Annotated in this window: 19 protein-coding genes; 4 read left to right on the top strand and 15 right to left on the bottom strand. The window is 63.4% G+C overall.

Features of this window, described 5'->3' with window-relative positions:
- Positions 1–11 precede the first annotated feature (11 nt).
- The 3 genes from ASD55_RS02440 to ASD55_RS17915 form a co-directional block, all read right to left on the bottom strand.
- On the bottom strand, positions 12–956 hold the full coding sequence (locus ASD55_RS02440; RefSeq protein WP_056763472.1) for an alpha/beta hydrolase: 945 nt from the start codon (positions 954–956) through the stop codon (positions 12–14).
- 109 nt (positions 957–1,065) lie between these two features.
- On the bottom strand, positions 1,066–2,928 hold the full coding sequence (locus ASD55_RS02445) for a M1 family metallopeptidase (protein WP_056763474.1): 1,863 nt from the start codon (positions 2,926–2,928) through the stop codon (positions 1,066–1,068).
- Between the two features lie 346 nt (positions 2,929–3,274).
- On the bottom strand, positions 3,275–3,988 hold the full coding sequence (locus ASD55_RS17915) for a restriction endonuclease (RefSeq protein ID WP_082542626.1): 714 nt from the start codon (positions 3,986–3,988) through the stop codon (positions 3,275–3,277).
- Between the two features lie 396 nt (positions 3,989–4,384).
- Here ASD55_RS17915 and ASD55_RS18760 point away from each other — a divergent pair, with 396 nt between their 5' ends.
- Both ASD55_RS18760 and ASD55_RS02450 read left to right on the top strand, forming a co-directional pair.
- Positions 4,385–4,549: a hypothetical protein gene (locus ASD55_RS18760; protein ID WP_235577703.1), complete on the top strand. Its 165-nt coding sequence runs from the start codon at positions 4,385–4,387 to the stop codon at positions 4,547–4,549.
- Positions 4,542–5,612 carry an ImmA/IrrE family metallo-endopeptidase gene (locus tag ASD55_RS02450; RefSeq protein WP_056763475.1) on the top strand — a complete coding sequence of 357 codons (1,071 nt, stop codon included), beginning with the start codon at positions 4,542–4,544 and terminating at the stop codon, positions 5,610–5,612. The genes ASD55_RS18760 and ASD55_RS02450 overlap by 8 nt, the downstream gene beginning before the upstream one ends.
- Before the next feature lie 9 nt (positions 5,613–5,621).
- Here ASD55_RS02450 and ASD55_RS18285 read toward each other — a convergent pair whose 3' ends face one another.
- The 8 genes from ASD55_RS18285 to ASD55_RS02485 form a co-directional block, all read right to left on the bottom strand.
- Positions 5,622–6,563, bottom strand: coding sequence for a hypothetical protein (locus tag ASD55_RS18285; protein WP_157598759.1), 942 nt, complete (start codon positions 6,561–6,563; stop codon positions 5,622–5,624).
- Positions 6,514–7,350 carry a hypothetical protein gene (locus ASD55_RS17920; protein WP_200946051.1) on the bottom strand — a complete coding sequence of 279 codons (837 nt, stop codon included), beginning with the start codon at positions 7,348–7,350 and terminating at the stop codon, positions 6,514–6,516. The genes ASD55_RS18285 and ASD55_RS17920 overlap by 50 nt, the downstream gene beginning before the upstream one ends.
- Before the next feature lie 15 nt (positions 7,351–7,365).
- Positions 7,366–8,370, bottom strand: coding sequence for a thymidylate synthase (locus tag ASD55_RS02460; RefSeq protein ID WP_056716076.1), 1,005 nt, complete (start codon positions 8,368–8,370; stop codon positions 7,366–7,368).
- Between the two features lie 406 nt (positions 8,371–8,776).
- Entirely contained in the window at positions 8,777–9,253 is a 477-nt protein-coding gene (locus ASD55_RS02465) for a DUF2269 domain-containing protein (RefSeq protein WP_056763477.1), read from the bottom strand.
- Positions 9,250–10,542, bottom strand: a complete 1,293-nt coding sequence (locus tag ASD55_RS02470) for an NAD(P)H-binding protein (RefSeq protein ID WP_056763479.1) — start codon at positions 10,540–10,542, stop codon at positions 9,250–9,252. Before ASD55_RS02470 ends, ASD55_RS02465 begins: the two co-directional genes overlap by 4 nt.
- A 44-nt stretch (positions 10,543–10,586) precedes the next feature.
- Complete coding sequence (pip, locus tag ASD55_RS02475; protein WP_056763481.1) at positions 10,587–11,540, bottom strand: prolyl aminopeptidase; 954 nt, start codon at positions 11,538–11,540, stop codon at positions 10,587–10,589.
- 220 nt (positions 11,541–11,760) lie between these two features.
- The gene (acpA, locus tag ASD55_RS02480) at positions 11,761–13,455 is read right to left on the bottom strand and encodes an acid phosphatase (protein ID WP_056763484.1); all 1,695 of its coding nucleotides are present in this window, start codon (positions 13,453–13,455) and stop codon (positions 11,761–11,763) included.
- 23 nt (positions 13,456–13,478) lie between these two features.
- Positions 13,479–13,973 carry an Lrp/AsnC family transcriptional regulator gene (locus ASD55_RS02485; RefSeq protein ID WP_056716064.1) on the bottom strand — a complete coding sequence of 165 codons (495 nt, stop codon included), beginning with the start codon at positions 13,971–13,973 and terminating at the stop codon, positions 13,479–13,481.
- A 139-nt stretch (positions 13,974–14,112) separates the two neighbouring features.
- Between ASD55_RS02485 and ASD55_RS02490 the strand changes: the two genes are divergently transcribed.
- Positions 14,113–15,030: a DMT family transporter gene (locus ASD55_RS02490; RefSeq protein ID WP_056763486.1), complete on the top strand. Its 918-nt coding sequence runs from the start codon at positions 14,113–14,115 to the stop codon at positions 15,028–15,030.
- 22 nt (positions 15,031–15,052) lie between these two features.
- On the top strand, positions 15,053–15,751 hold the full coding sequence (locus tag ASD55_RS02495) for a glutathione S-transferase family protein (protein ID WP_056763488.1): 699 nt from the start codon (positions 15,053–15,055) through the stop codon (positions 15,749–15,751).
- Between the two features lie 12 nt (positions 15,752–15,763).
- Here ASD55_RS02495 and ASD55_RS02500 read toward each other — a convergent pair whose 3' ends face one another.
- The 4 genes from ASD55_RS02500 to plsB all read right to left on the bottom strand — a co-directional run bounded on the left by ASD55_RS02500 (position 15,764) and on the right by plsB (position 20,168).
- Complete coding sequence (locus ASD55_RS02500) at positions 15,764–16,378, bottom strand: hypothetical protein (RefSeq protein WP_056763489.1); 615 nt, start codon at positions 16,376–16,378, stop codon at positions 15,764–15,766.
- Positions 16,378–16,644, bottom strand: a complete 267-nt coding sequence (locus ASD55_RS02505; RefSeq protein ID WP_056716053.1) for a DUF2249 domain-containing protein — start codon at positions 16,642–16,644, stop codon at positions 16,378–16,380. Before ASD55_RS02505 ends, ASD55_RS02500 begins: the two co-directional genes overlap by 1 nt.
- A gap of 79 nt (positions 16,645–16,723) precedes the next feature.
- Positions 16,724–17,491, bottom strand: a complete 768-nt coding sequence (gene ubiE, locus ASD55_RS02510) for a bifunctional demethylmenaquinone methyltransferase/2-methoxy-6-polyprenyl-1,4-benzoquinol methylase UbiE (protein ID WP_007810385.1) — start codon at positions 17,489–17,491, stop codon at positions 16,724–16,726.
- A gap of 28 nt (positions 17,492–17,519) precedes the next feature.
- Complete coding sequence (plsB, locus tag ASD55_RS02515) at positions 17,520–20,168, bottom strand: glycerol-3-phosphate 1-O-acyltransferase PlsB (protein ID WP_056763491.1); 2,649 nt, start codon at positions 20,166–20,168, stop codon at positions 17,520–17,522.
- Positions 20,169–20,192: the final 24 nt, after the last annotated feature.

A 20,192-nucleotide genomic window follows, 5' to 3' on the forward strand; every position in this document is an offset into this window, starting at 1 on the left:
CCGCCGTCCGGTCAGTGCGACAGGGCGAAGCCGGTGAGGATCTGCGCGGTCTGCTCGGGCTTTTCCAGCATCGGCATGTGGTTGCACCCGTTGATGGTGCTGCTGCTGATCGCGCTGGAGGCACTCAGGCCGTTGCGCAGGCTGTCCAGCGCGGAGATGTCGACGATGCGGTCGTCGTGGCACCACAAGCCCAGCACCGGCATGCCCAGCTGGCCCAGCCGGTTCTGCACGGAAAGATATTCCGACGGATCGCGCAGCGTATTGAAGTTGCGTTCGATGAACGCCCGGTTGCGCTGGTTGCGCTTGACCATGACGTCGACGAAGCGCCCCGGCAGGTCGAGCGGCTGCTCGAACGCCACAGAGGTGGCACGCTCGAAACCGGCGCGATCGTCGTAGACGAACGGGTTCCTGCCGGCCAGTGCCTCGCGGTCGAACGCATTCTGCTTGCCCTTCAGCCCGAACGCGTCGACCAGCGCCAGGCTGGCCACGTGTTCTGGATGTTCGCTGGCGTATACCGCGGCGATCGCGCCGCCCATCGAGTGGCCGACCAGCACGAAACGCTGCAGGCCCAGCGTGCCGACGAAACGGTCCAGCCGCGCCGCCTGCGCCTCGACGGTGTAGCTGGCGGCGCTGTCGCGCGAGGAATCGCCCCAGCCGGGCAGGTCGGGGATGATCAGGTGGAAGTGCGGCGTGAGCTCCTTCGCCATCTTCAGCCACACGCTGCGATCCGCGGCAAAACCGTGCAGCAGCACGATGGTGGGACCCTCGCCGCCTTCGTCGTAGACCCAGCGCGTATCGCCCGCCTGCACCGAATGCGTCTCCAGGTGTGCCGCCATCGCCTCGCGCTTGATGTTCGCCTGCAGCAGCCATTGCGGCGCGAACAGGTAGCTGCCGCCCAGCACGATCACCAGCAACGCGACCAGCCACGCCAGGAATTTCAGCCGGCGCAGCAGCATGCGTTTCCAGAGCGGGGTGGCGGTGTTTGTCGATGGCTGCATGGGGGTCGTGTCGGTCGTGGCGGGAATGACTCCCTCCCCTGCTCCGCAGGGGAGGGTTGGGGTGGGGTCAGCCTGGCTGCTTCGCCTTCTTCGCCTTGGCGATGATGTTCTCCACCACCTGCTGGGTCAGCGGGTGGTAGCCGTCCTTCGCCTTCGCGTAGACCTGCTCGGCATAGGCCAGCCCTTCGGGCGTTTTCACGAAGGCCCGGTACAGCGGCGTGGTGAGGTACATGCGGCCGATCCGGGTCATGTGTTCGGCGGCGGCGTTCCACACGGCCCTGTCGCCGGCGGCGATCGCGTGGCTGTACCAGCGCATGCCGATTTCCGCGTTCGGCGTGCCGGTGAGATGCCAGGCGGCGTCCAGTTCCTGCATCTTCGCCAGCGGCGGCGCGTCGGGCAGGCGGTCGAGGAAGTACATCCACTCCTGCGTGTTCCAGCCCTTCGCATCGAGCGAGCCGGCGGCCAGCGAGCCGGCGAGGAAGTCGCTGCGCTCCTTGTCGATCGCGTTGAAGCGCGGGGACTCGGGCAGCGGCGCATCCTTCGGGATGCCTTCGCCGTAGACCCAGGCCTTCACCTCGTCCCAGCTCATCTTGCCGGGATACTTCTCGATCAGGTTCGGCTTCATGTAGTCGAGCATCTGCTCGGTGGTGATGCTGTGCCAGGCGAAGTGGGCGAAATAGCCCTTGAGGTAGTTGTCGAAGTTCTCGCGACCGAAGCGCTGCTCCAGCGTGCGCAGGAACCACGAGCCTTTGTCGTAGGCCACGTCGGACAGCGAATCGTCGGCGCCCACGCCGCGCGGATCGGGCGCCAGCTTCTGCGAGTTGGCGGGCATCTCGCCGATGCCCTTCTGCAGCGCGCGCGCCGACAGCAGCGCCTCCTCGTCGGCCAGCGGCTTGCCGTACACCGCCTCGGTGATGCGGCCCTGCACGTAGGTGGTGAAACCCTCGTTGAGCCAGATGTCGCGCCACGCGGCGGACGTCACCAGGTTGCCCGACCACGAGTGCGCCAGCTCGTGCGAGACCAGCGAGACCAGGCTCTTGTCGCCGACCAGCACGGTCGGCGTGGCGAACGTCATGTTGGGGTTTTCCATGCCGCCGTACGGGAACGACGGCGGCAGCACCAGGATGTCGTAGCGGCCCCAGGCATACGGGCCGTACAGCTGTTCGGTGGTGGCGATCAGCTTCTCGGTGTCCTCGAATTCATGCGCGGCCTTGTCGAGCACCGACGGTTCGGCATAGACGGCCGAACGCGGTCCGGTTTCCTTCACCGCGATGTCGCCGGCGCCGATCGCCAGCAGGTAGGACGGGATCGGATGCGGCTGGTCGAACTTGAAGTCGCCGTCCAGCGGATGCTTCGCGTCGTTGATCGCGCTCATCACCACGCGCACGTCCTTCGGCGCCTTCACGCGGGCGTCGTAGGTGAAGCGGATCGCCGGCGAATCCTGCAGCGGCACCCACGAACGGGCGTGGATCGACTCGGACTGCGAGAACATGAAGGGCAGCTTCTTGTCCGCCGTCTGCGCCGGGGTCAGCCACTGCAGGCCGGTGGCGGTCGGCGCGGTGGTGTAGACGATGCGCACCTGCGCCGGATGCTTCGGCGCGGTGATCGTCAGCTTGCTGCCGAGCTGCTTGTCGCGCGGGGCCAGTGCGTACTTCAGCGGCGTGGCCTTGCCGTCCTTGCCCAGCGCCTCGATGCTGGCGATCTTCAGATCGCGCGTGTCCAGCACCAGCGACTGCGCCTCGGGATTCTTCCAGTCAAGCTTCAGCGTGGCCTGGCCGTCGAGCTGCTTGTGCGGAAAGTCGATCGTGAGGTCCAGATCCAGATGGGTCACCCGCACCTGGTCGGGCTGGGCGTAGGAATTCGGATCGTTGGCGTAAGCGGCCAGCGGCAGGATCAATGCGCCGAAGGCGAAGGCGGGAAGAAGTCGCATGGAGAAACTCTCGGGCCGGAAAACCCGAGTATGCCATTGCCGCGGTAGCGGCTGCCCGTGACGAAAGCCGTGGCTCAGGGCAACATGACGTGCCAAAGCGGCCGTTGGTCTGCGGAAAGCTATGTTCGCAAAAGCGATAATACCCATTTATGAGATGGCGGTTTCAATATCCACGTGCAACACCCCCACCATGGCCGAGCCCATGATCCGGTGGGGAATAGGTCTGTCAACGGCTGCGCAAGCGCTGTCGCGCCGTTGACAGAGCCATTCTCCACCCACTTTGGTCACTATGCCAAGATGGGGGCGATCTATCGGGGTGTTGCACGTGGAGTTTGAACTGGCCGATCTATTTTGGAGAGTTGTTTGCGGAAAAACTTGCGGCCTGCAGGTCGTGGTTATCAAGCTTTGCTTCAAGTTCAGATAGCTTCTCTTCTACAAGGCACACAACTTCCTTGGATGACTCGAAGTGTTTGTCTATACCAAATAGATTAAATACTTCGAGATCATCGGTCACAAATGGATAAGACCCGATCATTGCACGTGTCAACAAGTCTAAGCACATACCTACAGTTCTAATCCCAGAATACTTGGCGTCCCAAGTCCTAATGCCGAACTTAATTCGATCCTCTTTCGAGATCTCCCAATATCTGTCCCTGCAAGAGTTTGCGCAATCAAGCAAGTCCCGAAATCGCATGGCATAGATACTGTCACCTGCAGCATTTCGCATTTCCGCTATGGACGTAAGTTGGATATTGGTCAAGTTCGCAGCCTCTTGCGCACCGCTCTGAAAACCAACCTCAGAAAGCAAAATACCTCTATCAGCGCCCAAATCTGTAACAATTTGACGCAATGCGAGGACATGCAATTTGGTTATGCGCGTTTGCCACCTCTTGCATTCAACTATCCATGTGATGTCAAACCCAACGTGATGAGATTGCACTAAGACATCCACATCATGAGACGTCCTTGTACCAACGACGGTGGCGTTCGTAGTCGCAGTGAGCCCCAGCGAGCGAAAATAGCCAGCGGCATCCTCCTGGTACTTCTCCCAAGCTTTCATCGGTCGTTCCTCAGCACTGACTTTGGTCTGCGTTCAAGTATGATCCCCATGGCCAGGGAAATGCCTGACCATCTAGGTGTACGCTTGCTCTGGTAGATGACATGTGCGCCTTATCGCGAGGCCGTGCCTTCAGCGCCAGTTTTCACCTGCGGGTTTTGATGGGTTCGGAGCAACGCCCAAGAGTCCCACAACAGCCCCCTAACAGCGGTTCTTACATACTTCAGTATCAACGTGCAGCTATCGTTTGCGACCCAGCACCTTAGAGCAATCTGCGAAAGCAAAAGTGTCTCGTCCCGGCACCTGGATGCTGACGCTTCAAGGAATCTAAGGGCTCGACTCGCGGACCTTAGGGCAGCTGAAAGTGTCACCGAGCTATGTTCTGGAAATCCAAGAGAGATGCCGAAGGTGCCGAGCACATGGATGGTCGATATTTCAGCTTCGCAAGTCTTGGCATTTGAACCGGGACAACTGGACGTACCGAAGCTGAAGTCAGGTTTGGTTGACTGGTCGAAAGTGACACGCGTCAAAGTCATCCACATTGGAGCGCTCACCAATGTTTGAACAGAGCTTTTCTCCGCGCTGGATATCTCCTCCGGGCGAAACTGTCGCTGATCTCATGGTAGGCCTTGGCCTCACCACCGAAGATCTTGCCGCCCACATTGGTGGAACGAGCAAGCAGGCTCAAAATTTGCTCCGTGGAGATCACCCTATCAACAAATCAATTGCTGAAGGCCTCGCTTCAGCAGTCGGGTCCACCGCAAGCTTCTGGTTGCGCAGAGAGAAGGAATATAGAGAAGAGCTGTCCAGGATTCTTGAAAACGCGGATCAATGGCTTAGCGAACTTCCCATCAAGGACATGGTTAAGTTTGGCTGGCTACCTTCGGTCGAGTCGAAGTTAGACCGCGTCACAGCCTGCCTGGATTTTTTCGACATTCCGGACCCCACAGCATGGCATGGTCGGTACGATGGACTGCTGGAAAATATTGCGTACAAGACATCGCAGTCTTTTGATTCGACGCCCTCTGCCGTGGCCGCATGGATTCGCCAAGCTGAATTAGAGGCCGAAGAAATTGACTGCGCGCCATGGAACAAGATGGAGTTTTCGGAGAACCTGACTGAAATCAGAAAGCTAACCCGCAAAAAGAACCCCGATCAATTCCTCGTGGAATTGCAGGCAATCTGTGCAAGATCGGGTGTCGCAGTGGTGGTGGTTAGAGCCCCGGCCGGATGCAGGGCAAGTGGAGCCACCAAATTCATACGAGACGACAAAGCCCTGATTCTATTGAGCGCCCGCTACCTTTCTGAAGACCACTTTTGGTTTGCCTTCTTTCATGAAGCAGCGCACGTCCTGTTACATGGAAACAGAGCTTTTTTCCTTGAGGGCACCGGAGAGCTTTCCTCAAAGTACGAAGATGAGGCGAATCTGTACGCTGAAAAACTCTTGGTCCCTAAGCAGTTCCAGCAGAGACTAGGTCAATTAAGCGCGAGAAAACTTGAGATCATCAAGTTTGCGCGCGAAATAGGCATCTCAGCGGGGCTGGTTGTTGGGCAACTTCAGCATAAGGGCATCATCGGCCATCACCAGATGAATTCACTGAAGAGAAAATTCCGCTGGGCGGACTGAAGCAACGCGTCATCCTCGGTACGGAACAAAATTGTTGGGGTTTTTCTGCCAGTTGCAGATCGCGTCCTCGATGACACCCATATCCAGGTCCAACGCATCTCCAAGTTCCAACAACATCGTATCTAGCTGCGATTTGGAGATCTTGCCTTTTTTCGAACCAGTGAAGAGCAGCTTTGAACCTGTAAGTGGCCCAGTGGCTCCGCTCAAGTGGACCGAATCGGGCTTAAGGTCAGCGAGGCCAAGTTTCCCAATCATTCCCAAATAGTCGAACCTAGCTGTACGTCCGAAGCCGTCAACCACATCCATAGATTTAAAAAGCTTGGCGAAGGCTACGCGGGCATCACCTTTAGCATTCGCAATGGCGTCGTTAAAGAGGGCCTGATGGCCACCGTTTTCAAGAATCCATGCGACGTAGGTCTCAACTGTCACGCCTGTACAGTGAAGTTTTCGCCCCGAAAGAGAGATGTACTTGCGATGATTTCCGACGTAGCGTTTGATGTCCTTTTGGTGGCCTTCAAGCCAGAGGCTAAACGCGTGGGGGTCCACACTTACTCGCTCGAAGGTCCAGTTCGGACCTCCTAGAGCCCCGTAGACTTGCGCTGTCGTTGACCACTTTTGCTTGCCATGCTTACCAAACTGTGTGCCAAGAAAAACCAACCAACATGCTTCTTCAAAATTGCCTGCATTCTTGGCTACCACTGCTGCTCTGAACGGGTCAAAAAGGTCGCTGCTTGGATCAGCCCTTTCCGGCGCCAAAGCGCGTTGCTGAATGACGTCGGTGAAACCTACACGCCTGATACTCTCAACAATCTGTTGAGCAAACGCGTCACGAGCAATGTCTTCGGCCAAGCCGACGAGTTCATGGTTTGTAGCTGAAAAAACTCGAAGCTGATCATCCAACTCAGTTAAGAGAGAAAGGTCTTTCTGTCTCATACGTAGCCCGTGGAACATGCTTTCCTATCCATTTTGCGATCTCCGACTTAACGTCCTTGGTGACACCGAAGCTACTTTGGATGTTGTGGTTAAAGCCAAGAACAAGAACTTCGCGTCCCAAACTGACATGCCCCATACGGTGTACTTTGCCTCGGTATCCAATCCCAGGAACATCTGGAGTCGACCTTCTGGGAAGAGCCCAAGTTGGCATGACCTGATGGTTCAAAGAAACTCCAGCGGCACGCTCAAACCCTGCAACCACGGATGCTCCATTCAATATGAGGACCTTGATGGACGAATCTCTCACAAGGTGCCCTAGCGTATCGCCAGCATATGAAAGCAGCGCCAATCGTTGCGAGTTGGTCAACGTCATCCATTTCTCGGCTGTAGCAAATGGAATGAGGTCTAGATGGCATGCAAGGTCGTTTTGTCTCTCGTAATAAGAACACTTCGTTCCTACAATGATCTCATCAAGCCTTTTGAACCAACCATCATAGGGGTTGGCTTTGAAGTAAGTTCGACAGGATTCGGCCATAAGCTCAAGGTGCCTGTCTTTGGCCTTGGCCCAAGAAGACAAGCTCAACGATTTCAACGTATGAAATCGCCTGTTGGCGCCATCAAGTTCGTCACCACGAGCATCAACAAATTCTCGATTGCTTGGGTTCAACCCAAGCGTCGCGATCTTCGCCTGACCTAAGTCACCGAAGGATGGGATGGGGGAGCTCCATGGGATGACCCCTGCCGAGTGTAAAGCTTCGTCGCCTAGGAGCTTGACGAGCTCAAGAATATTTGCTTCTAACAACATTTTTGCATCCGAATTTTATTCGCTTGTGTTGAACATCGGAACCTGGATCGGCTTTTGATCCTCTGCCTTCTGTTCTAGTTTTCTGCGACGTTGATCAATGTAGGCGTCGTAGACCTTGCTGCTCATCTTCTTTTTCAGTGCGGTGATCGACCTTGTACTTTTTTCTTTCTTCGATATCGCAAAGATTTGAAGAAGCCTCAAGAGATCTTTCCAATACAGCTCAACATCCAAATTGTCGATTTCGAGAGGCGAGCCTGCACGCAAAGTTTTTTCCCAACGCACCATCTGCTTTATACGAGCCCAAGGGTCTCCCGGCGGCATGGGCGGCATCTCCTCCGTCTCTTGCCAGTCTTCTTTGAGATACTGCTTCGCACTCGCCAGATGCTTGTCGTATAGATGAAGACTTCCTACCATGTGCTTGTAGGATCCCAATTCGATGGCAAGACTTCTTGCCATCAATTCTTGGATCATTGTGAAGGCGAAGACATCGTGCGGAAGACCCATGAAAGCATCGTTGGACCGCATGTAGACATACATGTGCAATTGCTTCTTTCTAATTAAAAATTGCAAGGTGCATGTACACGGCACCTGTTCATGAGCAAGATCGCGAGCTTCAACAATTTGAACTACGGCTCTTCTCGACCAAGGTTTGCGACGAAGCAAATCGAGTACGTTCTCAATTTGACTTCGACCCTCTTTCGGGAAGAGCCTTGGCCCGTAGGCGCCATAGACCGTCCTCTTGTCAGTTGATTCCTCCTTGTACTTTGGTACGTAGTAAGCGATCTGCTTCAACGACTCGCTACCTGCCAGGTACCAAAGTAGCTCTCCAAGAGGACTGAAGATCAGGCCTCGTTTTTCCGTTCGGCTGAGCCTAGCCCTTGGGCGCGTTATCTGAAAAAGTACGCCGGTAATTTCACTGGATTCACCCCGACTAGCCTTGATACTCGTGGCCTCATCAGTGGTCAATTTCTTCAGTACGCGCCGAAGTACGTCGTCGAGGGTTTTTGCTTTGAAATACATCAAAGCACCTCACCGACAAAAAACTGAAAACTACGGGTATCCGCAGAGTGATCAGAACGGACCGTCGGCTTCATCACGATAGCCAGCCATCGTCCGGTGAACATCGCAAAGAGAGGTCGAGCGCCTACCCGCCAGAAATTTTCAGACGTTACGAGCATCCCGTCTCGACTCCCCCAGTCTAAAGATGACGTTCGACCTTAAGCGTAGCTCAGTTGGCAAATATCTTCAGCTGGAAACCTAAACAGACCGCCGTCTTCCATCCGGCTCCCTAGCCTTCTTGAAGGAAAAAAGGGGACGTTGCCAATTAAGTTCCCTGATGAAAGCGTCGCCCATGGAGTGGATACGCTGATGGTGGTGGCATCGGCCATCGTGCGATATCCCATTTCCTGCGCCGCCTGCGGCCGCATCAACCCCACAACGGCGGCTTCGCCACCATCAGCCAGAACGTGACGATCACGGCGAGGAACGCAGGCCAGCCCAGCGCGAACCAGGTGCGCATGCAGCGATGGTAGGCCGGCGGCAGGGCGGTGCCGTCGCGCAGCGCGGCGGCGGCGAGGTTGCGCGCTCGCCATTGCAGCCAGACCACCGGCAGCCAGCAGGCGCCGGCCAGCAGGTACAGCGCGATGGCGGCCTGCAGCCATGGTGTGTGCAGGTCGAAACCCATCAGGCGCATCAGCAGGTAGCCGGACAGCGGCTGCACGATCACCGCCGGGGTGGTGAACAGGAAGTCCGCGCGTACGGTCAGCCGCGTGGCCACCGCGATGGCGGGGAGCTGGCCGCTGCGGTGGGTGAACCACATGAAGAAGGCGGTGCCCAGTCCGGTGCCGAACAGCAGGGTGGAGGAGAGGATGTGCACGGTTTTCAGCAGCACGTAGGCATTCATCGGCGTTGTTCCGTCGCCAGCAACAGCGCCAGTGCCGCGATCAGCGGCAGGTTCTTCAGCAGGCCGCCGAACGGGTCCAGCCAGTGGACGGGCCAGGCGATGCCGATGCCGAAGGTGTAGCCGAGCAGCATCGCCAGCATCAGGCCCAGCACCAGATGTGGCCGCCAGCGCAGCAGGCACAGCGTGCCCAGCAGCAGGTCGGCGCTGGCGGTGGTGCGCGCCAGCGCGAGCAGGCTGCCGGCGGCGAGTGAACTGCCGGGCGCGGCGGCCACCACGTCGGTTGCCGGGGTCAGCCAGCCGACCGCGCCCGAACCGATCCACAGCAAAGCCATCGAAACGCGCAGCAGGGGCAGGCAGAAATGCAGCCGCGCATGCCAGCGGTCCTGCACGTGGCTGGGCGCTTCGGCCAGCGCGCGTTGCAGCGTTCGCGGCTGCAGGCCGAGGCGTTCGCGCAGCTGGACGACGGCATTGGCAGCGCCCACGTTGCCGCGTTCCAGCATGCGCCCGATGGTGTTGCCGAGTGGGCCGTTGCCGAGGTGTTCGCCCAGCGCGCAGGCCAGTCGCATCAGCGGCATCGGCATGGCGAGCGCGTACGCGCGCCCGAAGCCGAGCCAGCGTCGCCAGGCCAGCAGGTAGTCGCGCAGGGTCAGCACCTCGGGGCCGACCAGTTCGAGCACTTCGCAGGCTACCTGCGGCCGGGCCAGCGCCGCGACGACGGCCAGGCCGACGTCTTCGGCGGCGATCGGCTGCAGCGGCTGCGCGCCGCGGCCGGGCAGGGGCAGCAGGCCGGGCAGCCCGGCCTGCGCACGCAGCAGCGAACTGCCGCCGTACGAGCCATGTGCGCTGTAGACCAGCGACGGGCGCAGCACCAGCCAGTCCAGTTCCAGCGCGGCCAGCGCCGCATCGGCACGATGCTTGGAGGCGATGAACTCGCCGTCGGCGGGATCGCCCAGTGCGGAGACCTGGATCACCCGCCGCACGCCGGCCTGCACGCAGGCGCGGAACAGGGCCAGCGGCGCCTGCTCGTGCACCGCCGCGTAGCTGTCCGCGCCGCGCTCGCGCAGGATGCCTGCGCAGTTGACCACCGCCTCGATGCCGGCGAGGCGGGGCAGCCAGTCCTCGCTGCGCAGGTCGTGGCCCATGTCGCAGGCGATCGCGTCGAGTCCGGGGAAGCGCGTGTCGACACGCGCGCCACGCACGGCGCAGACGACGTCATGGCCGGCCGCGACCAGCGCCGCCACGATGTGCGCGCCGATGAAGCCGTAGGCGCCGGTGACCAGCACGCGCATGGACACTCCCTGGTTTGCCTTGCGGGGAACGATGACGGTGCGCTTCAGGCGTAGCGGTCGGCCAGCCGATCCGTCGCCTGCACCAGCTGGTCGACGATCGCCGGGTCGGCGGCGCTGTGGCCGGCCAGCACCACGTGCAGGTCCGCCTCGGGCCAGGCCTGGCTGAGGTCGTATGCGCTCGTCATCGGGCAGATGATGTCGTAGCGGCCGTGCACGATGGTGGCGGGGATGTGCCGGACGCGCGCGATGTCGCGCAGCAGCTGGTTCGGTTCGAGGAAGATGCGGTGGCGGAAGTAGTGCGCTTCCATGATCGCCAGGCTGACCGCCTTGTGCGGGTCCTCGAAGTCGCCGCCGCCGTGGGGATCGTGCAGCAAGGTGGTGCTGCCGCCTTCCCATGCGCTCCACGCCTGCGCTGCGGCAAGCCGGGTCGCCTCGTCATTGCTGGTGAGCCGGCGCCAGTAGGCTTCCAGCATCGAGTCGCGCTCGGCTTCGGGAATGAAGGCGAGGAAGCGCGCCCAGCGCTCGGGGAAGATCTGCGAAGCGCCGCCATCGACTTCGTTGAACCAGCGCAGTTCCGGTTCGCGGCCGAGGAAGATCCCGCGCAGCACCAGGCCGAGCACGCGCTCGGGATGCGTCTGCGCATAGGCCAGCGCCAGCGTGGAGCCCCACGAGCCGCCGAACACCACCCAGCGCTCGATACCGAGCTGTTCGCGGATCGTCTCGATGTCGGCGACCAGGTGCCAGGTGGTGTTGTCGGTGAGTTCGGCGAACGGCGTGGATTGCCCGGCGCCGCGCTGGTCGAACAGCACGATGCGGTAGCGCGCCGGATCGAAGAAGCGACGGTGATAGGCGGACAGGCCGGCACCGGGACCGCCGTGCAGGAACACCACCGGCAAGCCGTCAGGGTTGCCGCATTCCTCGACGTGCAGGGTGTGGATCGCGTCGACGGCGAGGCGATGGGTCTGGTAGGGCTCGATGGCGGGGTAGAAGTCGCGCATGGGGATCTTGGCGTGTCGCTGGAAAGGTGCAGCTTACGGGGAAATCGGCTTCGATGAAGTTCGACGCGGCGTGGACCCCACCCCTGCCCTCCCCTGCGGAGCAGGGGAGGGTATCCCGGTGACGATGGAGTTTCGGGGGGCTCGCTTTGCTCCTCTCCCTGCCTGCAGGGGGAGGCTGGCGACCGAAGGGAGTCCTTCAGGTGAGGGGGTGCTTTGGGGCTCAACTGAACTGCAGCGCCGCGGTGAGGTCGCCGGGTGGCGGGCCGCCGGCGGCGATCATCGAGGCGTCGCGCAGTTTCAGGCCGGGCAGTTGCTTGAGGCCGAAGCGGCGGGTGAGGAAGCGCAGGATCGAGCCGGTGTCGTAGAGGGTGTGGTCGACGAAACCCTTCTTCGCGTGGGGCGACACGATGATCGCGGGGATGCGCGAACCCGGTCCCCAGCGATCGCCCTTCGGCGGCGCCACGTGATCCCACCAGCCGCCGTTCTCGTCCACGGTGACCACCACCAGCATGTTTGGCCACAGCGGACTTTTCTGCAGCGCCGCTACCACCTGCGCCAGGTGTTCGTCGCCGGCATCCACGCTGGAATAGCCCGCGTGCATGTTGAGGTCGCCCTGGGGTTTGTAGAACGACACCGGCGGCAGCGTGCCGGCTTCGATCGCGGCGATGAAGTGGTTGCTGTCGGCGCGGTTGCCCACGCCGGCGTCGCGCAGGTGCTGCGCGCGTGCCGGCGTGCCCGGCGCGAAGCTGCGGAAGTAGTTGAGCGGCTGGTGGTGGATCTGGAAGTTCGGTATTTCCGGGAACGCCTTGTGGTCGCCGTCGCCATGGCCGTCCAGCGCCAGCTGCCAGCCGCCGGCGTACCAGGCCCAGTCGACGCCCGCGTCGGACAGCGCATCGCCGATGCTGGCGTGCACCTGCGGCGGCAAGGTGTTGTGGTTGTCCGGATCGGCGAAGCGCGGGTCGCGCTTGTCGTGGCTGAAGGCGGGCGCGTAGGCCGGCCCCATCGTGTTGACCGCCCAGAAGTCCGGCGTCAGTGCATCGCGCGAGGCGAACTCCGGCCGACCCTGCATCGCACTGGCGGGGGAATCCTCGGCCATCACGCGCTGGAGGCCGGTCGGGTCGTCGCCTTCGACGGTGGCGATCTGGATCTTCGCCGGGTGCCGGTCGGCGTGCGGAAAATACGGCGGCTGCGCGGCGGCCAGGTATTGATGGTTGAGGAAGGAACCGCCGAACGCGCCCATGAAGAAGTTGTCGCACAGGGTGAATTGTTCGGCGAGCTTCCACAGCCGCAGGTTGGCCGCGCCGTCGCCGTAGTGGCCCATCGTCATCGCGCCGGTGTTGCCCCAGGCCACGAAGCCGTCGTTCCTGCCGCCGTTGATCTGCAGCTGGTTCTCGTAGAAGCGGTGCACCAAGTCGCGGGTGATCACGCCGTGCGGCAGTGCGTCGCCCTCGGGCGTGCGCAGGACGAACGGGCGGTTGGGCAGGCCGCGGATCGCGTCTTCCCCGATCTGGTAATGGCGGCCGTCGACGGTCTGCGCGTGTGGCGCCAGGCCACCCCATACCGGCGGCAATTCGTCGAGCAATCGACCATCGCGATCGCGCTGGCGGTAGGCGGGCGAATCGAGCGCCTGCAGCGGTTGCGCCAGCCCGGGGAAGTTCGCGAACAGGTTGTTGAAGCTGCGGTTCTCGGCGTACAGCACCACCACGTGATGGATGTGCTGGCGCAGCTGCGCATCGAGTGCCGCGTCGCCTGCGCCCGGCGCCGTGGCTGCGCGGTGCTCGCCGAACGGCTGGCAGCCGCTCACGCCGAGCGCGGCACCGGCCATCGCGAGGCCGCCGAGCAGGCGGCGGCGTTGCGGATCGGCGGGCGCGTCGGTGGTGGTCGAAGGAGGCGGGGTGGTGGGCTTGTCGGTCATGGGATGGGTCGCAGGGGAGAGGGTCAGTCGCGTGACGCGGCGAGTGCGGCGTTCCACATCGCGCGGGTCAGCGGGCGGTGTTCGTGCGGCGTCTGCAGCACGATCAGGGTGGTGGTGCTGTTGCTGGCGCCGGTCTTGAGCAGGCGGTCGAGCACCGATTCCAGGTGGCCGATCGACATCGCCACCACGTGCAGCAGGGCGGAATCCTCGCCGGCCAGGCGGCGACACTCAAGCACCTCGGGGATGTCCTCCACCAGTGCGCCGATGCGCGCGCAGGTGACGCCGTCGCAACGCAACCGGATCATCGCGCTGATGCCGTAGCCCAGCCGCCTGGGGTTCACCGTGGCGCGGTAGCCGCTGATCACGCCGGCCTCCTCCAGCCGCTTCACCCGCTCGGCGACCGCCGGTGCGGACAGTCGCACCTTGCGGCCCAGCTCGGCGTAACCCAGGCGCGCATCCTGCTGCAGCGCTTCGAGCAGCTGCCAGTCCTTCGCGTCCAGTTCGAGCTTTGATTCCATGACTTTCGATTCCAAGGCAGGATCAGGTATCGATGAATTCGATCGCTGGCAAAACGGCGTGAAACGCTTCGGTGCATTATTCCTCGGCGCGACCGGCAAGACTAGGATGCGCACTTCCCCGTTTCAGGAATGCGTCCCCATGGGTACCGTTGAACGTCTCGATGGCCGCGCGCTGCTGGCCATCGCGATCGCCCTGCTCACCTGGTCGTCGGCGTATGCCGCGATCGCCTATGCGTTGCCCTCGTTCACGCCGGGCGAGGTGGCCTTTGCGCGGCTGCTGACCGGCTCGCTGTGTTTCGCCGTCCTGCTGTGGGTGAAGCGGGTGCCCCTGCCGGCGCCGCGTGACTGGCCGCAACTGGCGTTGCTCGGCGTGCTCGGCCTCACCGTCTATCACCTGTGCCTGAACTATGCCGAGACGCGGATTGCCAGCGGCACCGCCTCGATCCTGATCTCGCTGGTGCCGGCGGCCACCGCGGCGGTGTCGGCGTTCTGGATCGGCGAGCGGCTGACCCTGCGCACCTGGATCGGCCTGGCGCTGGCCCTGCTCGGCACGGTGCTGGTGGTGCTGGCCAGTGGGCAGCGGGTGGAGGTGGACCCGCATGCGTTGCTGGTGCTGGTGTGCGTCGCCGTCTCGGCGATCTTCTTCGTGGGCCAGAAGGCACTGTTCGCCCGCAGCAGCATGGTCGGCGTCACCGCGTTCGCGATGTTCGCCGGCACGCTCGGCGCGCTGCCGTTCGGCTGGCATCTGCCGCAGGCGCTGGTGGCCGCGTCGTGGTCGCACATCGGCGCGCTGCTGTGGCTGGGCATCGCACCCACCTTCATCGGCTACCTGGCCTGGAACATGGCGGTGAACCGCGCCTCGGCATCGCAGGTCAGCAGCTTCATCTACCTGTCGCCGCCGATCGCGCTGCTGATCGGCTGGCTGTGGCTGCACGAAGTGCCGAACGCGCTGATCCTGGTGGGCGGCGCGGTCACCATCGGCGGCGTGGTGCTGGCCAACGCGCGGCGGCGGCCCGTGCGGGTCGCGTCGCCGATCGAAACCTGCGAACAGAACTGATTGACCCGGGAGGACTGGCCACATGTACCAGCTGCACATCGCCAACAAGAACTATTCGTCGTGGTCGTTGCGGCCGTGGCTGCTGCTCAGCGAGCTGGGCATTCCGTTCGAAGAACATCTGGTGACGTTTGCCCAGGGCAACGGCGCCAGCTGGCAGGCGTTCCGCGCGTTCTCGCCCAGCGGCAAGGTGCCGTGCCTGCACGACGGTGAGCGCGTGGTGTGGGATTCGCTGGCGATCGCCGAATACCTGGCCGAGCGGCATATGGACGTCTGGCCGTCCGATCCGGACGCGCGTGCCTGGGCGCGTTGCGCCGCCGCGGAAATGCACGCGGGCTTCGCCGCCCTGCGCAACCGGTGCGGCATGAACTGCGGCCTGCGCATCCGCCTGCCCGACGAGCTGCCGGCGGCGCTGCAGGGCGACATCGCACGCATCGATGAATTGTGGAGCGAAGGGCTGGCCCGGTTCGGCGGACCGTTCCTGGCCGGCGCGAAGTTCGGCGCCGTCGATGCGTTCTTCGCGCCGGTGGCTTTCCGCATCCAGAGCTACGGCCTGCAGCTGGGCGCGCCAGCCTCGGAGTATGCGCAACGGCTGCTGGCGCTGCCCGGCATGCGCCGCTGGTATGACGCCGCGCTGCAGGAGAGCTGGCGCGACGAGGAGCACGAGCGCGAGGCACGGCAGTCGGGCACGGTCTGGCAGGACCTGCGCGCGTCGGCCAGCTGAGGCGCGCCGCGCTCAGTTCAACCGCGTCACGCGAACGACGGTGGGATCGTCGGCATGCTCCAGCAGCAGGCACTTCACCCGCTCCTGCCACGCCTGGCCAAAGGCCGCGCGCTGTTCCGGCGTGGCCTGCGGATCGAGCGCTGCCCCCAGCAGCGGACGCAGGCTGGCCGGCGCGGGAACGTCGCCGAGATCCAGCGCCACCGACACGCTTTTCCCGTTGTCGCGTCGATGCACCCGCAGGCCTGCACCTGCGTCAGGCGTGGAGAAGTGCAACAGCGAATGCCGGGCGAAGCGGCCGGCAATGCCGTGGAAGCCGTTGGCCGCGGCGGCACCGGTGACCAGGGTGAACACCTGGCCGATCACGCCGTTGACGCCCTCGTCTTCCGCGCCGCTCATTTCCACGCTGACTCCGCCGCGTTCGGCGGGGCCATCGGGATAAAGCGCGCGCAGCGCGGCACGCGCCATCAGCCAGGCGCCGGCCACGGTGGGACAGGAGTGGCCGGCCAGCCGCACGGCGTCGATGTAGCGGTAGTCGATCAGGCCGTCGTCGGCGGCGCCAAGCAGGTCCGCCAGCGGATCGCGCAAGGTGATCGCCGGCGCCTCGTCGAAGAAGGGCGGGTAGCGCATCACTCCACCGGCAGGCCGGTGATGCCGAAGTCGATCACCACGGCGTCCGCATCGCGCTGGCGGTAGGTCACGCTGAGGTTGTCGCCGAGGCGTTCGCGCAACTGGGCGATCAGCGGAATCGGATCGTGGTCGTTGACGAAGCGCATCGTCTCGCCCGAACGCAGCGCGCCGATCGCGCCGAAGATCGCCGAATGGCGGAAGCGGCGGGCCACCCCGCGGGCATCGAAAAGATGGGTGTTCGGTTCTGCAGCGAGATCAATGGACATCTTGGTTGGGCTCACGGGGAAGAGGAGCCCAACATACGCCGCAAGCCGCGGCGGGCCACTGATCTGGATCAGCGCGCGTCTAGAATTTGTACGCGCGGTGGATCGCCACGATGCCGTTGGTGAGGTTGCGCACCTCGACGCGGCCGAAGCCGGCGCGTTCCATCATGCCCTTCAGCGTTGCCTGGTCGGGATGCTTGCGGATCGACTCGGCCAGGTACTGGTAGCTGTCGGCGTCGCCGGCGAACAGCTGGCCGAGCTTCGGCAGGATCCTGAACGAGTGGAAGTCGTAGAGCTTGCCGAACAGCTCGCTCTGGACCTTCGAAAATTCCAGCACCAGGGCGCGGCCGCCGGGTTTCAGCACACGGCAGATGTCGGCCAGCGCCTTGTCCTTGTCGGTGACGTTGCGCAGGCCGAAGGCCATGGTCACCGCATCGAAGCTGTTGTCGGGGAACGGCAGCGCCTCGGCGTTGAGCTGGGCCCAGCGCAGGCCTGAAACCAGCCCGCGGTCGGTCATGCGGTCGCGGCCGACGCCGAGCATGGCCGCGTTGATGTCGCCCACCACGATGTCGCCCTGGTCGCCCACGACCGGCTTGAGCAGCGCGGCGATGTCGCCGGTGCCGCCGGCCAGATCGAGCACCCGGTCGCCCCGGCGCACGCCGCTGGTGGCCACGAAGTGGCGTTTCCACAGCCGGTGCGTGCCGAACGACATCAGGTCGTTCATCAGGTCGTAGCTGCGCGCGACCGAGGTGAACACCTGGCCGACCAGCTTCTGCTTGTCGCCCACGGGCACGTCGCGGAAGCCGAAGTGGGTGGTCGATTCGGGCGTGGTCTTGGGCTGTTCGTTCATGGCCGGCAATGCTACAGGAACGCCGTCGTCAGGCGTCGGGAGTGGGGCCGCGACGATCGTCGCCGCTGCGTCGTTCGTGTTCGTGCTGCTCGGTGTCGACGTGGCGCTGGTGCAGGTCGGCGGCGGAGGCGTCGTCGGGCAGCGCCATGGGCGGCGCGGGCACGGCATCGGCCGGTTCTTCGGTGGCCGTTTCCCGCTCGCCGCCGGGGGTGATCTTCAGGATCGAATGGCGCACTTCGCGCGACAGGATCACCCGCGCATCGCGCACCATGCCTTCCAGCGCGGCGTCGTAATCGAGCTTGCCGTCGGCATCGGTCCACACGATGCGCCGCTCGCGCAGCTTCTGGATGAAGCCGCGGAACAGCGCCTTGTCGAAGAACTCCGGCGCGCTCAGTTCGTTGAGCAGGGACAGCCGCTGCGCGGTCAGCGTGCAGGCGCTTTCCAGTTCGCCGCCACTCATCGTGTGCGGACCGTTCTTGGCCAGTGCGGCGATGGTGATGTAGTAGCGCTCGAACGCCTGGATCAGGCTGCGGGCGATCACCTTGAGCTGGAACGCGCCGTCGTCCTGACCGGGACTGCGTTCGAGGCTGCGGCCGTCGTTGGTGGACTCGAGCAGGCCGCGGCGCACGAAGAAGTCGATGGTCGCTTCCAGCTGCGCCACGAAGCCGTCCGCGTCCCACGGGAGGAACAGCTCGCCCTGGATGAACGGGTAGATGATCTGGCCCAGCCGCAGCACCGAGGCGCGCGACATGCGGCGGTTGTTGAGGAAGCAGCAGGCCACCCACGCCGCGGTGGCGTTGAGATGCAGCACGTTGTTGCGGAAGTAGCTGAGCAGCACCGCCTGTTCGGCGCTCACCGTCAGCACGTCGCCCAGCGGATGCTGCACGCGCTGGATCCAGCCCATCTGTTCGCCGTAGGCGATGATCGCGGCCGGATTCATCGGCGTCAGCGTGACCCGGTCCGAGTACGGCAGCTCTTCCAGCATCGCCTTGCCCAGTTCCAGCTGGGTCAGCAGGTCGGCCTCGGCCATCGCGTGCTTGGGCGTGGCCAGCAGGGCCAGCGCCAGCAGGTTGATCGGGTTGACGTCGGCGGCGCGGTTGATGTTGATCTGGATCTGTTCGGCCAGCCGGTCGGTGACGCTGTTCAGCCATTCGGGCTTGACGTCGGGATCGGCGCCGGCGGCGCGCCAGTCGCTGCTGGCGGCGTCGAGCAACGGGGTCAGTTCGATCGGCTCGCCGAAGTTCAGCGCCACGTGGCCATAGCGCTGGCGCAGCACCTTGAGGCCGCGCAGCAGGCCGATCAGCGACTCCTTCTCCTTCGCCTGGCCGCTCAGTTCGCCGGCGTAGGATTTGCCTTCCATCAACTTTTCATAGCCGATGTAGACCGGCTGGAACAGCACCGGCCGGCGTGGCGCGCGCAGGAACGCGCGCACCGTCATCACCAGCATGCCGGCGCGTGGCGCCAGCAGGCGGCCGGTGCGCGAGCGACCGCCCTCGATGAAGTATTCCATCGGCACGCCGCGATCGATCAGCTGCGCCACGTACTCGTTGAACACCACCGAATACAGCGCGTTGCCCTTGAAGCTGCGGCGCAGGAAGAAGGCGCCGCCGCGACGCAGGATCGGCCCGATCACCGGCAGGTTGAGGTTCACGCCGGCGGCGATGTGCGGCACCACCACGCCGGACACGTGCAGCTGGTAGCTCATCAGCAGGTAGTCGGCGTGGCTGCGGTGGCAAGGCACGTAGATCACTTCGTGGCCGGGCGCGGCGGCGCGAGCCTTGTCGAAGTGGTGCATCGCGATGCCGTCGTACAGCTTGTTCCAGAAGTTGCTGAGCAGGAACGAGGCCGAACGCACCACCGGATGCGAATAGTCGGCGGCGATTTCCAGCAGCAGCTTGTGCGCCTTGCGCCAGGCCTTGGCGTGGCTGATCTTTTCCTTGGCGGCGGCGGCGACGATCGCCGCGCGCACCGGTTCGGCGTTCAGCACCGCGTCGACCACGGTGCGCTTGTGCGACAGGTCGGGACCGATCACCGCCGCACGGATGCGATGGAAATGGGTGCGCAGCACCCGGGCGACCTTGCGCGCGAAACGCTCCGGCGCGATCGTGCCGGACTCGTCCAGCATCTGCCGCAGCGACACCGGCGCGGAGAAGTGCACCACGGTGTCGCGCCCGTTCAGCAGCAGCGCAAGCAGGCGTCTGAAGCGGCCCACCATCACCCAGTTTTCCGAGAACAGCACGCGGAACCAGCCGCTGTCGCGGCTGGGCGCGCGGCCGACGTAGATCGACACCGGCACGATTTGCACGTCGAGCTCGGGCCGGCCTTCCAGCGAATGCACCAGCTGGCGCAGCGGCTCGCTGGCGGCGCGCTTGCGGTTGCGTCCGAAGAGCCAGCCGTCGCGGCGGGTCAGCGCGAACACCGAGCGGCGCCGGCGGGTGCCGGACAGCGCTTGCATCGGGCTGGGCAGGCCGGCCTCGCGGCAGGCGCGCTGCAGGATCAGTGCGTCGGAAAAGCCGTCACGCTCGATCACGTAGCAGACCGGCACGCCGGCCTGCAGCAGGGTCGCCGGTTCGGCCGGATCGCGGCGGATGCGCACCCAGGGCTGCAGCAGCTGGCCGGCGAGGTTGAACCACCAGGGAGCGGGTTGGCGGGCAGGAGCGTCCGCGGTCGTGATCATGGGCATCCGCCTATTCTAACGGTT

Source organism: Rhodanobacter sp. Root561, assembly GCF_001427365.1.
GTDB lineage: Bacteria > Pseudomonadota > Gammaproteobacteria > Xanthomonadales > Rhodanobacteraceae > Rhodanobacter.